This window comes from Bradyrhizobium sp. LMTR 3 (assembly GCF_001693485.1).
In the GTDB taxonomy this organism is placed as follows: domain Bacteria; phylum Pseudomonadota; class Alphaproteobacteria; order Rhizobiales; family Xanthobacteraceae; genus Bradyrhizobium.
This window is the reverse complement of the sequence record NZ_MAXC01000053.1, coordinates 50,780-63,388: the sequence shown is the minus strand read 5'-3', so window position 1 is coordinate 63,388 and position 12,609 is coordinate 50,780. Positions and strand designations below refer to the sequence as shown.

Below are 12,609 nucleotides of genomic sequence, written 5' to 3'. Positions count from 1 at the left end.
CTGGTGCTGCCGCTCCGCTTTGAGGTGCATTGCATTAGGGTATGATCCGGAAACACGGAACCAATTTACCGAGAAGATATCAACCTAGCCGCAGCGGTAACGCTGATCGGGACGCCTCTAGGTTGCACCGCCTGTCATGTCCGGCAAACACTTGGGAGTTCATTGACGGGGGAATGTTGGCCAATTCCCCGGTTTCCTCTTGCTGAAGGGCGCCGGCCGGCAATTGACCAATCAATTTCCGCGTCGTGCCTGGGCGTGGGTTTGGAAATGCGTCGGGCGACGATACTCATCAGGCAGTGATAATCGCCGGATACGGCCTTCACACAATTCGTCGAGCATGTGTAGCAATTGGGACAGCGTCTCGGCGGCGCGGCGAATACGCCGATCGCGGAGGGCAGGGCAGATGCTCCAGTCGGTACCGGGCTGGCGCATTGATCGACCAAGCCTCCAAGCCCGTTCGCGGTCGACGCCTCCACGCGGCGCAGGCCCGTAACTCAAGCTGCTGAAGCAACGGTTCCGAGGCGGCGAGCGGCGATTTTGGCGTTGCCCTTGCCCATCTTGACATAAACGTTCGTATCGTTCCGTCCCACCCTCTGGATGCTCGACGATTACCTGCGTTCAATTGAGCTGCCGAGGGCGTTCATCCTAGGCTGCATCCTGCCCTCCTTGGGCGTTTCCTCCCTAGACTTCGGCCGCTTGTGGCAACGCAGGCGGCCTTTTCTTTATCAGGTGCCCGCTGACCGGCATCACGCTCTCCAATTGGCTCGGAAAACAAGTGGCTGGGCTGTAAATGAGCGTCACCTTCGCCGCCGAACCGGCGAACATTGATGAACTGGATACTGGATAAGTGATCGACGCCCTCACGTCGGCAATCTCACAGCTTGCGGCCGATATCAGCGCAAGGTGGGCGAAGGCGCTCGCCGACGCGCGCACGCTGCTCGATTAGACGATGGAAGAGATCCTGAAAGAGTAGGGGGAGAGGAAGGGATGCTAGGCGTTTCGACACTGGAACGGCGCTCGAACTCGGAGGACCAGTAGGCAGAGCTGATGAAACTCATTGCCGATCTGTGCAGCATCGAGCTATCGAACAACAAAGATCTTGGTCGGCATCTACGCCGAGCCGGAGAAGACCAAGGGCGGGCTCATCCTGTCGACCGGGGCGATCAAAGAATCAGTCGGGCAGGGCACCGTCAGCCTGGTGCTCAAGAAGGGCAAGACCCCTTCAAGGGTGAGCCGGAGACCGGTACCTATTTCCACGGCCAGGACGTCAAGATCGGCGATTGGGTTGTGTTTCGGCCCGGCGATACTCGGAGCGTCCAGATCAATGGGCGTGGATAGCCCATGGTGGTCGACAACGTGCGTGATCAACACCGCAGATAGTGACGCATCGGCAGAGCCTTCGGGCGCGCTCAACGAGAGCGCCCTGTTGTCAGCTTCGAGACGAATGTCCGCGACTTGACGCTACACACATCCAGTACGAAGCGACTGTAGAACCTCCAACTTTCAACATCGGCTCGCCGCTTGCTTTATTCGTGGCACCATCACCGGTCGGAGGCGGGGCGGTGCTTTAGGGGGGACGTCCTCGGGCGTCCGGGCCCGCCAATTTGCTGGGAGGCGACATGAAGCAGCATGTTCCAGCGCCTGCAACTGCGGTCGCAGCCGCTCATGCTCTCCACTGTGATGTTCTTAGCAAGCACGAACACGAAACCACTAACTCGTCCTTCGGGGTTCCCCGATGACGTCCGTCGATCGCCTGGCCACCCGGCTCACGACGCGACTTGCATTTTTTGTCTCCGGCTTCGGCATTGCGGCGTGGGCGCCGCTGGTACCGTTTGCGAAGGAGCGGCTGGCGGTCGATGTCGGAGTTCTCTGCTTTCTGCTGCTCTGCCTGGGCATCGGCTTGCTCGTCTCGATGCTTTTGAGCCGTTTGTTGTGCGCGCGCTACGGCAGCAAACCGATCATCCTGATCGGCGGTTTCGGAATCGCGCTCATCCTGCCGTGGCTCGCGGTCGCCAATACGCCTCTGGAGCTCGGGGCCGCGTTGGTTGCCTTCGGCGCCTCGCTAGGCTCGATCGACGTCGCTGCGACTGTCAATGCGGTCGAACTGGGGCGTGCAGCGAAGCGTCCGCTGATGTCCGGCTTTCACGCGCAATTCATCACCGGCGAATTTGCGGGCTTCGACGCGATGACCGCATTGGCTGGCTGCACGTTGTGCCTTTTTCATCAATCCTAATATCCTTGTCCGGCTTCTGACAGCGGCAAGAATCCTGTCACGTTCAAAACACCTGGTTCATCCACCGGTCGCGCGAAGTTTTCAAAGTAGATCAGAGGCTTAAAGGGCGTGGAAAGGGTTGGCACGGCGGTTGCTACGAGGATGCAGCAACACTGAGTGAGGGCTGAGTGCACGCAGACGCGCAAGACGAGCGATGCTCTCCTTCCCTTGAACCCGTGTGCCTCGTTTCTGAGACAGAAACAAGCTCGCGCGCAAGCGAGCGCGCAATCTTTGGCAAATTGGTTGATGGAGAGCAACATGTCTTCACTGAGACAAATCGCGTTCTACGGCAAGGGCGGCATCGGCAAGTCGACCACCTCGCAGAACACGCTGGCGGCGCTGGCTGAGATGGGCCACAAGATCCTGATCGTGGGCTGCGATCCCAAGGCGGACTCGACCCGCCTGATTCTGCACGCCAAGGCGCAGGACACGATTTTGAGCTTGGCGGCGAATGCCGGCAGCGTCGAGGACCTGGAAATCGAGGACGTGATGAAGATCGGTTATAAGGACATCCGCTGCGTAGAGTCGGGTGGTCCAGAGCCGGGCGTCGGCTGCGCCGGCCGCGGCGTCATTACCTCGATCAACTTCCTCGAAGAGAACGGCGCCTATGAGAACATCGACTACGTCTCCTACGATGTGCTCGGCGACGTCGTCTGCGGCGGTTTCGCGATGCCGATCCGCGAGAACAAGGCGCAGGAGATCTACATCGTTATGTCCGGCGAGATGATGGCAATGTATGCGGCCAACAACATCTCCAAAGGCATTCTGAAGTATGCCAACTCTGGCGGCGTGCGGCTCGGCGGCCTCATCTGCAACGAGCGGCAGACCGACAAGGAACTGGAACTGGCGGAGGCGCTGGCCAAGAAGCTCGGCACCCAGCTGATCTATTTCGTGCCGCGCGACAACGTCGTGCAGCATGCGGAGCTGCGCCGCATGACCGTCCTGGAGTATGCGCCGGAATCCCAGCAGGCCGATCACTATCGCAATCTCGCGACCAAGATCCACAACAATGGCGGCAAGGGCATCATCCCGACCCCGATCTCCATGGACGAGCTCGAGGACATGCTGATGGAGCACGGCATCATGAAGCCGGTTGACGAGGCCATCATCGGCAAGACCGCAGCCGAACTCGCAGCCGAGTAATAGGACATACCGAGAGAGGCCGGCCTTCCCAATGCTGATTAGGAGGTCGGCGCTTCGGCGAAAGATGTCGTGACCAGCATCACGATGCAGCGGAGCATATATGATCACTGTAGAAAGGTCAGCAATCCATGTCCGAAGCGCAATTCTTTCCGCTTATGGCCGCCAGAGCGACTGAAGCGAACGATGAGCGGCATAGGGGAATTGCGACCTACCGCCTGCTCACTGGGGCGGACCCCGCAGATGCTGACATACCCACTGACGGCAATTTCGATCGTCACGTGCTGGCGTCCATTCTGGCGGCCGCCACGATGGATGGTGGTCTGGTCTCAGAAAAGGTGGGTCTGTCCAGCCATGAGCTGGCTGCGTTGCTGGAGCAGTACTTCCCGTTGATACGGATAGACGCCGAGGAGTTGCTCTTGCCTTTAAAGCACAATGAGAGCGACGAGGCCGCAATGTTGCGTGATCTTCTGCTCTCGCAACGCTCGACCGAAGGGGACATCGGCAACTGGCTAGCTGCGATGATCGCGCGTCGCGCGATCGAGCCAAATCACTTGTGGGAAGATCTCGGATTGCGCGGTCGTGGCGAACTATCCCGGCTCCTAGCCCGCCATTTCGCGCCGCTGGCCACGCGCAATACCAATAATATGCGCTGGAAGCGCTTCTTCTATCGCACGCTGTGCGAGGACGACGGCCTTGTCATGTGCACGACGCCAGTGTGCACGCAATGCAATGATTTCAACCTTTGCTTTGGCGATGAAAGCGGCGAAAGTCAGATGGCCGAGCGTCGGCGCGACGTTCTGCTGCAGGCGGCTGTCCCGCTCTCGGCCGGCACCTGGCCCTGAGCGACATGGGATGAATCGGTTGTTGGCCAGACTTCCGACCAGGGACGCCGGAGACCATGCGAGCCTCGACGAGTTGCAGGTGGAACAGGCCTCCGTCCAACTCAGTGGGCAATATCCCGCCGCCGGCTGGAATAACGTGTTGCTCAAAGCCGGGGTGCGACCGACGCGCCAGCGCCTGATCCTAAGCGAACTGTTGTTTGCCAGGGGCGCCCGGCACGTCAGCGCAGAGATGCTATTTGCCGAGGCGCACGAGACCGGCTTTCCGCTCCCATGGTCTACCGTCTACAACACTTTGAACCAGTTCACGCAAGCCGGCCTCTTGCGCCGGTTCTGTCTTGATGGGTCGCGAGCATTATACGACACCAACACCACACCGCATCCGCATTATTATCTACATGGCGAGGATACGCTGCTCGATGTCCCCGATGGGGATCTCCTGCTTGTGAATGTGCCGGAGCCGCTGCGCGGTCACGAAGTCTCCTGCGTCGATCTGATCATCCATCTGCGCCGGAAGCGGAGTTGAGGGCATCCACCGCGTGGTGAGGTAAGCCGACGCCTTGAGTTTTGCGATGCTGTCGCGTTTGCGACAATCCGGATGTGCCGAAAACTGCGAGCTAGTTCAATAGCTTGGGGCCGGGTGCCGGCGTGGCATGCGGGTTGCTCAAGCCTTGCTTTGCCAGGAACAAGGAGCCTTCCATGATCGCCGTCGCCTCTGCCAAACCGTCATGGTCCAAGACGTCATGGGCAGGTCCAATCGTGCTCAACGACACGACACTGCGCGACGGCGAACAGGCTCCTGGCGTTGCCTTCACCATCGACGAAAAGGTGACGATCGCGCAGGCGCTGGCGCGGGCCGGTGTCACCGAGATCGAAGTAGGCATGCCTGCCATGGGCAGTGAGGAAATCGCGGCTATCCGAGCCGTGGTCGAAACCGGTCTCCCGATCACCAGCATCGGCTGGTGCCGGATGCGTGAAGTCGATGTCGATGCGGCAATCGAGGCCAAGGTGTCGATGGTCAATATCTCCATCCCGGCCTCTGACGTGCAGATTGCCGCCAAGCTTGGCGGCGACCGCGAGCTGGCACTTGAGCAGGTGAGACGGGTGGTCAACTATGCCCGCGAGCGGGGGGTTGAGGTTGCCGTCGGCGGCGAGGACTCCTCCCGGGCAGATGCCGATTTTCTCATCAAGCTGATCGCCACCGCAAAAGCCGCGGGCGCACGGCGCTTTCGTATTGCCGATACTCTCAGCGTGCTTGATCCCGACTCCAGCTATGCGCTGATCGCGCGGTTGCGCGCGACCACCGATCTTGAGCTCGAATTTCATGGCCATGACGATCTCGGGCTCGCGACTGCCAATACGCTTGCCGCCATCAAGGGCGGCGCGAGCCACGCCTCCGTGACCGTCATCGGGCTCGGCGAGCGGGCGGGCAATGCGCCGCTCGAAGAAGTCGCGGTCGCTCTCAAACAGCTCTATGGGCGCGACACCGGCATCGTGCTGCCGGAGCTGCAGAACGTCGCGACCGTTGTGGCAGCCGCGGCTGTACGCACGATTCCTCTGAACAAGGCGATCGTCGGTGAGCATGTGTTCACCCACGAATCCGGCATTCATGTCCATGGCTTGATGAAGGATCAACGCACTTATCAGTCGCTCGACCCCCATTTGCTTGGTCGCTCCAACCGTATTGTGATCGGCAAGCATTCCGGGCTGTCGTCGATCACCACGTTGCTTGACGAACTGCAGCTGGCCGCCAGCGCCGAGGAGGCAAGACAGATCCTGTTGCGGGTGCGGAAACATGCCACCGTGCACAAGCGACCGGTCGCGCGCGAGACGGTGGTGGCGATCTGGCGCGACGTCTGCGAGCGCTTGTTGAGCAATGGTGCGTGAGGCGGCCATGGTCCGGCATTATTACAGCCGTCCACTTCGAAACCGCCGGTGTGCCACGGAAGCCCTCGCTGATCGAAGACGTAGGCTGCGGGACCATATGCACCGCCGCCTGCGCGAAGCAGCGTCGCAAGGAGATGACCAGCCGGTGTCGGGTCCCGCCCACAGGCCGGCGATCTAACCCAAAGGAGATAATTCGATGAGCAACACACAGGCGGCAGTCGGCATCCTGGATCGACTCAACAAGGCCTCCTCGGCCGAAGACTTTTTTGCGCTGCTTGACGTCGATTACGACCCGAAGATCGTCAATGTCGCGCGCCTGCATATCTTAAAGCGCATGGGACAATATCTCGCCAAGGAAGAATTCGAAGATAGCGCGGAGACCGAGGTCAGGGCGCGGTGCAAGGCGGTGCTGGAACAGGCTTATGCTGACTTCGTGGCGTCCTCGCCCATCGACCAGCGGGTGTTCAAGGTCTTGAAGGATGCGGTCGCGGAGCCCAAGAAACCGGCGGCCTTCGTGCCGTTAAGCTCGCTGAAATAGCCTCACATATCAGTTCAGATCTGCCGCAAGCCATGTCGGTCCAGCGCGTTGTGCCATATTCCTCCTCATCCACATCAACTCTGTCCAGTAATGCGCGAAGCGGTGCTGTCGCATTCGCGACGTATGTCGGAATTGTATGGACGGCGATGCTGACGGCCCGCATTGATGAACTTTCTCAAGGCGTTGATTGGACGCCTAATTCTTGATTTTCCCAACTGGTACGACACTTGCTGTTCTCCGGCTAAGTCCGCTCATTGCGCCGACTACACAGAATGTTGCCGTCCGAGATGAGATCTGGAGCACGACCAATCATGTTGCCGTTACTGCTCGCCGCTCGCGCCGGCATCCACTTATGGCTCACGCTCGCGTTAATGCCGTTCGAAGTTGCCCTTGACGCCATTGAGGCTGGGATTGACCGGGAGATGACCGCCAATGGGTAACTCGCGATCTACGCTAGTCTGGAGAAGATATGCAAGATATCGTTTGCACCAAGCAGGTTCCCAATTCAGCGCAGATTCGCGTCAGCCCGTGACCAACACTATCGTGCGTCAGGGGCGCCAGGCATCATCAACCATTACGCCTTGTTCGCGCTCGAGGCCGTGGACTAATTGCGTGACAAGTTCGGCGGCGAGATCACCGCGCTCACCACGGTCGACGCGGAGTGCTGCGCCAAACCCGGCGTGCAAATGTGGCGCACAAGGCTGCTCAATCTGGCCAACTATGGCAGAAGCAAACCAGCCAGATTTGCCGCGCCGTGGTGACCGACGGCCGGCACGCGGCGGTGGGCCGGCTGTGAAATGGAGCGCGCGGGAGACCGACGTCACGGAGTCTCGAAACGCCCGGCTCGCGCCGACCATCGTCAAGCGAGCCTTTGCGCCGTCGCCACGCGCCGAGAAGACGGAGCCGGTGGAAGCCGCCAAGCAGCCGAAGGAGGTGCTGATGAAAGCCATCTTGAAGGGCCAACCCAAGCTGGAGACCGATCTTGTGGTGCAGGCGCGCAGGTTCTAAGGGGAATTCAAAGCTATGAGCAACATCACCAAAGCTCCCACGCCGGCCGCGGGCGGCCGCGCAGGAATAAAAAAAGAATTGCCCGAGCACTTTAAGGCCTACAAGCACATCTGGGTCTTCGTCGAGCAGGAGCGTGGCCAGGTGCATCCCGTCTCCTGGGAACTCATGGGTGCAGGCCGCAAGCTTGCCGACAAGCTGAAGGTTGATCTCGCCGCGGTCGTCATCGGCCCGGAGGCCGAGACCACACGCAAGGCCGCGCTCGAATCCTTCTGCTACGGCGCCGATCTAACCTATCTCGTGACCGAGAATGTGCTCTCGGAGTATCGAAACGAGTCCTACACGAAGGCGCTGACCGATCTCGTCAACACCTACAAGCCAGAGATCCTGCTGTTGGGCGCCACCACGGTCGGTCGCGATCTTGCAGGCTCGGTAGCCACCACACTACTGACGGGTCTCACCGCGGACTGCACAGAGCTCGACGTCGACGCGGATGGTTCGCTTGCCGCCACGCGTCCGACCTTTGGCGGATCGCTGCTTTGCACGATCTACACTTTGAACTACCGGCCGCAGATGGCAACCGTCCGCCCGCGCGTGATGCCGATGCCAGAGCGTGTCGAGCGCGATGCCGCCCGCATCATCGTCCATCCGCTCCGCCTGCTCGAAGAAGACATCGTGACCAAGGTGCTGTCCTTTGTGCCCGACCGTGATTCGGCCAAATCCAATCTCGCCTATGCCGACGTCGTCGTCGCCGGCGGGCTGGGATTGGGTTCGCCAGAGAGTTTCCAGCTGGTACGACAGCTCGCCTCCGTGCTCGGAGCCGAATATGGCTGTTCGCGTCCGCTGGTACAAAAGGGCTGGGTCACCTCCGATCGGCAGATCGGCCAGACGGGCAAGACCATCCGGCCAAAGCTCTATATCGCCGCGGGCATTTCCGGCGCGATCCAGCATCGGGTCGGTGTGGAGGGTGCCGATCTGATCGTCGCCATCAATACCGATAAGAACGCGCCAATCTTTGACTTTGCCCATATCGGCGTCGTCAACGACGCTATGCACTTGTTACCAGCGCTGACGGCCGCATTTCGTGCACGGCTTTCGCCGCATTCGCGTGACCGGATCGCGAGCTAGAGGAGGTTGTTGTGATCGAGGAGAAGTTCGATGCAATCGTGGTCGGCGCCGGCATGTCGGGCAACGCGGCGGCGCTGACCATGGCTAAACGCGGCATGAAGGTGCTGCAGCTGGAGCGCGGTGAATATGCCGGCTCGAAGAACGTTCAGGGCGCAATTCTCTATGCCGACATGCTCGAAAAGCTGATCCCGGATTTTCGCGACGACGCGCCGCTCGAACGTCATCTCGTCGAGCAACGGTTCTGGCTAATGGACGATCGCTCCCATTTCGGCGTGCACTACCGCTCCGAAGACTTCAACGAGGAGCGGCCGAACCGGTACACGATCATCCGCGCGCAGTTCGACAAATGGTTCTCGTCCAAAGTGCGTGAGGCCGGCGCGACCGTGCTGTGCGAGACCACCGTCACTGAGCTCGCGCGGGACGCCCATGGGAAAGTCATCGGTGTTCATACCGATCGCCGCGACGGCGAAATCCACGCAGATGTCGTGGTGCTGGCCGAAGGTGTGAATGGCCTTCTCGGCACGCGTGCGCGACTGCGCGAACGGCCAAAGCCTGACAAGGTGGCACTCGCGGTTAAGGAAATGCACTTTTTGCCACGTGAGACCATCGAGGCCCATTTCAATCTCAAGGGCGACGAAGGCGTCGTTGTCGAAGCGGCCGGCACCATTTCCCGTGGCATGACTGGAATGGGCTTCATCTATGCCAACAAGGAGTGCATCTCGATCGGCATCGGCTGTATCGTCGCCGACTTTCAGCGCACCGGAGAGACGCCTTACGGGCTACTCGATCGTTTCAAGCGTCACCCATCCGTGGCGCCCCTGATCGAGGGCTCGGAGGTCAAGGAATACTCCGCGCACCTCATTCCTGAAGGCGGCTACAAGGCGATCCCGCAGCTCTATGGCGATGGCTGGGTGGTGGTGGGCGATGCGGCGCAGCTCAACAATGCCATTCATCGCGAGGGCTCTAACCTCGCGATGACTTCGGGCCGTATCGCGGCGGAAGCGATTGTCCAGGTGAAATCGCGCCGCCAACCCATGACCGCGGCAAATCTGTCAGTCTACAAGAAGATGCTGGATGAATCTTTCGTGATTAAGGATCTCAAGAAGCACAAGGATATGCCGATGCTGATGCATACCAACTCGCAAAACTTCTTTCTTACCTATCCGCAGCTCGTCTCCAGGGCGATGCAGAACTATGTACGCGTCGACGGTACGCCGAAGGCTGAGAAAGAGAAGGGGACATTGAAATCCTTTGTCAACGCGCGGTCCTGGACCGGTCTATTTGGCGATGCATTCCGCATCGCCCGTGCCTGGCGCTAGCCAGCCAAAATCGAAGCCAAGGAAGCTGAAATATGAATGTCGAGACATCAGTGCGCGTCGAGGACAAGCTGTTCTACAACCGCTATCTCGTTGACGTCGGTCGTCCCCACGTCAAAGTGCGCGCACACACGAGCCCATCCCCGCAGCTGCTTGCACTTTTGAAGGTCTGCCCGGCACGCTGCTATGAGCTCAACGATAAGGGGCAGGTCGAGGTCACCGTCGACGGCTGCATCGAGTGCGGCACCTGCCGCGTAATCGGCGAGCCCACCGGGGACATCGAATGGAGCTATCCGCGTGGCGGATACGGTGTGTTGTTCAAGTTCGGATGAGAGCTGCACGGCAGGCGTAGTGTGATTGCCCTTTATTGAGGTGATCTCACGGTAGATCCATGTCTCCGCGCCTCTGCGCGCCGCCCTGCTTGTGCGCAGAGGCTGTATCGATGGCGGTAGCTGGTGACGTGCCCAGCGAACGGAACGGTCGCGGGAGCTTTGCGTTGCAATCAAATTCCCCAGATTTTCTGCGCGCCATCATTGGCGCACTGATTAGAAGATCAGGATCTTCGCACCGCTGCACGTCGGAGAACCTTTGTGCGTTGCTCTCGCCTCGTCAAAGCCTGATCCAACGCGGCAGGCGGCTCCGCGAACGCCGGTTTGGTGGGAGCCGGCGCCGGTAGGCGGCAGCAGCCAATCTCATCAAGGAGGGCGGGACGATCGGGCGAGAATGTCGTCCCTTTGAGAAGAGGGAGCAGTTCGGTGACAGCAGCCATGCCCATGGTGAAGAATGGTTTGGTCATGCGCGGCGAGGCGCATGTTCGAGGAAGATCCACTTGCACCTACGAACTGCTGACGTCCAATTCCCTAGAGCAGGTGTACGGCCAAGTCGGAAGGACGAACTGATGAAGTACCATGAGGAGTTCTTCTGGATGACAAGGCGCGCCTGGTTTCGGGCGGCGGAGATCGTCAAGGTGTGCAGTTTAGGTCCACGCGAGAAAGATGGGCTCGAGCTGATCGCTCCGCTGCACCGCCACTGATCAACAGAGCGAAGCAAGGAACATGTCATGGGACGTGTGAACGAAAAGGTCATTCTGGTGACCGGCGGAGCTCGTGGGATGGGTGCAGCTCATGCGCGCCTGCTTGTCGCTGAAGGCGCCAAGGTCGTAATCACGGATATTCTTCATACAGAAGGAGAGGCTCTCGCGGCTGAACTGGGCACTTCCGCCATCTATGTGCGTCAGGACGTCACCCAGCCGGAGGAGTGGGCCAGGGCGGTCGCGACCGCCGAGAGCAGCTTCGGCGCGCTGCATGGGCTGGTTAACAATGCTGGCATCGCCAGCATGGCCCCGATCGAGCAGTTCCCGCTCGATCAGTGGAACAATGTTATTGCTGTCAATTTAACCGGTGCGTTCCTTGGAATGCAGGCTGCCCTGCCGGCAATCCGGCGCGTAGGCGGAGGTTCGATCGTCAACATCTCGTCCGTCGAGGGGCTGCGGGGCACTGCCGGGCTTCATGCCTATGTCGCTTCCAAGTTCGGCGTGCGGGGTATAACCAAATCTGCTGCGCTGGAGGCGGCGGCCTCCGGCGTCCGCGTCAACTCAATCCATCCCGGCTTCATCACCACGCCGATGACCGAGAGCTTCGATCCCTCCATTTTCCCCATTCCACTGGGACGGGCAGGCCGGCCGCAGGAAGTGTCGCAGGCAGTCTTGTTCCTGCTCAGCGACGAGTCCAGTTATCTTACCGGTTCCGAGATCGTCATCGATGGCGGTCTGACGACCGGCATCCCACACAAATGGCTGGCGCCCGAGTATATCTTTTGATGAGCACCAACTGATCGACCACGCCAGGACAACAAGACGGCGCGGTTCATCGTCTCAGCTCTAGGGATCTTCGGAGGTGGTATCTCAGTTTGAAATTAGACCGCCCAAGTGCGGTGCCTCTTCTCGGCTTCGACCGAAAAGGCAAGTTTTGTCGGCTCGCAATCTGCGACTTTGCCGTGAACGAATTTCAGGCAGAAATTGAGCTTGTCCAAAAGCTCTTCGGCGGCCGCCACAACATCCGACATGCCGGATAGTGATCGGTGGTGATAAACCGCATTCCGCGCCTCCCGCACCTTCTCAAATTTGGCGGTGAAGTCGGCTGCACTTAGCGGACGGAATTTTGGGGAGAATACCGCCCAGTGTTCCTCAATAAGCTGCCGTATGTGGGCCAAATGACAATCGTGCATAAACTCGTAGCCGTTCGCCATTGCATCAATCGGCCCATTGGGGAACTGCTTGCCCTCAATATCCAAGATGACCGTGCCGATTCTAAAGGCCGCATGGCGGGCGAGTGGAACGCCGCCGATCTGCGCAATATTCTTGGCTCGCCCGGCCCTTCTTTAGCTCCTCGTAAATGGCGCGCCACCACCGTGGATGCTTGTAGTGCTGCTCTAAGGTCACTGCGACAGTCGAGCGCAAAGCGTTCTCGAAAGAGTGAAAGA

15 protein-coding genes are annotated in these 12,609 nt (G+C 59.8%); 14 read left to right on the top strand and 1 reads right to left on the bottom strand.

The window, feature by feature from the left end; translation table 11 throughout:
- Positions 1-1,047 precede the first annotated feature (1,047 nt).
- The 14 genes from LMTR3_RS38160 (at position 1,048) to LMTR3_RS32485 (ending at position 11,947) form a co-directional block, all read left to right on the top strand.
- Positions 1,048-1,338 (top strand): hypothetical protein, encoded by a 291-nt coding sequence (locus LMTR3_RS38160; RefSeq protein ID WP_141686914.1) that lies wholly within the window; start codon positions 1,048-1,050, stop codon positions 1,336-1,338.
- Between the two features lie 397 nt (positions 1,339-1,735).
- Complete coding sequence (locus LMTR3_RS32535) at positions 1,736-2,233, top strand: MFS transporter (RefSeq protein WP_065749058.1); 498 nt, start codon at positions 1,736-1,738, stop codon at positions 2,231-2,233.
- A gap of 297 nt (positions 2,234-2,530) precedes the next feature.
- Positions 2,531-3,415: a nitrogenase iron protein gene (nifH, locus tag LMTR3_RS32530; RefSeq protein ID WP_065749327.1), complete on the top strand. Its 885-nt coding sequence runs from the start codon at positions 2,531-2,533 to the stop codon at positions 3,413-3,415.
- Positions 3,416-3,543: 128 nt separating this feature from the next.
- Positions 3,544-4,257 (top strand): nitrogen fixation protein NifQ, encoded by a 714-nt coding sequence (locus tag LMTR3_RS32525; RefSeq protein ID WP_084029949.1) that lies wholly within the window; start codon positions 3,544-3,546, stop codon positions 4,255-4,257.
- 79 nt (positions 4,258-4,336) lie between these two features.
- Positions 4,337-4,780, top strand: coding sequence for a Fur family transcriptional regulator Irr (irr, locus tag LMTR3_RS32520; protein WP_245320079.1), 444 nt, complete (start codon positions 4,337-4,339; stop codon positions 4,778-4,780).
- Between the two features lie 173 nt (positions 4,781-4,953).
- Positions 4,954-6,141, top strand: coding sequence for a homocitrate synthase (gene nifV, locus LMTR3_RS32515; protein WP_065749056.1), 1,188 nt, complete (start codon positions 4,954-4,956; stop codon positions 6,139-6,141).
- Positions 6,142-6,337: 196 nt separating this feature from the next.
- Positions 6,338-6,679, top strand: coding sequence for a nitrogenase stabilizing/protective protein NifW (nifW, locus tag LMTR3_RS32510; RefSeq protein WP_065749055.1), 342 nt, complete (start codon positions 6,338-6,340; stop codon positions 6,677-6,679).
- A gap of 608 nt (positions 6,680-7,287) precedes the next feature.
- On the top strand, positions 7,288-7,440 hold the full coding sequence (locus LMTR3_RS39610; protein ID WP_245320078.1) for a hypothetical protein: 153 nt from the start codon (positions 7,288-7,290) through the stop codon (positions 7,438-7,440).
- Positions 7,441-7,471: 31 nt separating this feature from the next.
- A complete protein-coding gene (locus LMTR3_RS39605) occupies positions 7,472-7,687 on the top strand; it encodes a hypothetical protein (protein ID WP_245320076.1) in 216 nt (71 codons plus the stop codon).
- 15 nt (positions 7,688-7,702) lie between these two features.
- Positions 7,703-8,812: an electron transfer flavoprotein subunit alpha/FixB family protein gene (locus LMTR3_RS32500; protein WP_065749053.1), complete on the top strand. Its 1,110-nt coding sequence runs from the start codon at positions 7,703-7,705 to the stop codon at positions 8,810-8,812.
- An 11-nt stretch (positions 8,813-8,823) separates the two neighbouring features.
- Positions 8,824-10,131, top strand: a complete 1,308-nt coding sequence (locus tag LMTR3_RS32495) for an FAD-dependent oxidoreductase (RefSeq protein WP_065749052.1) — start codon at positions 8,824-8,826, stop codon at positions 10,129-10,131.
- 32 nt (positions 10,132-10,163) lie between these two features.
- On the top strand, positions 10,164-10,460 hold the full coding sequence (locus LMTR3_RS32490) for a ferredoxin family protein (protein ID WP_065749051.1): 297 nt from the start codon (positions 10,164-10,166) through the stop codon (positions 10,458-10,460).
- 566 nt (positions 10,461-11,026) lie between these two features.
- Complete coding sequence (locus tag LMTR3_RS39925) at positions 11,027-11,161, top strand: hypothetical protein (protein ID WP_283809337.1); 135 nt, start codon at positions 11,027-11,029, stop codon at positions 11,159-11,161.
- Between the two features lie 27 nt (positions 11,162-11,188).
- Positions 11,189-11,947 carry a glucose 1-dehydrogenase gene (locus LMTR3_RS32485; RefSeq protein ID WP_065749050.1) on the top strand — a complete coding sequence of 253 codons (759 nt, stop codon included), beginning with the start codon at positions 11,189-11,191 and terminating at the stop codon, positions 11,945-11,947.
- 95 nt (positions 11,948-12,042) lie between these two features.
- Here the strand turns inward: LMTR3_RS32485 and LMTR3_RS32480 are convergent, their stop codons facing one another.
- The gene (locus LMTR3_RS32480) at positions 12,043-12,420 is read right to left on the bottom strand and encodes a hypothetical protein (RefSeq protein WP_065749049.1); all 378 of its coding nucleotides are present in this window, start codon (positions 12,418-12,420) and stop codon (positions 12,043-12,045) included.
- Positions 12,421-12,609: the final 189 nt, after the last annotated feature.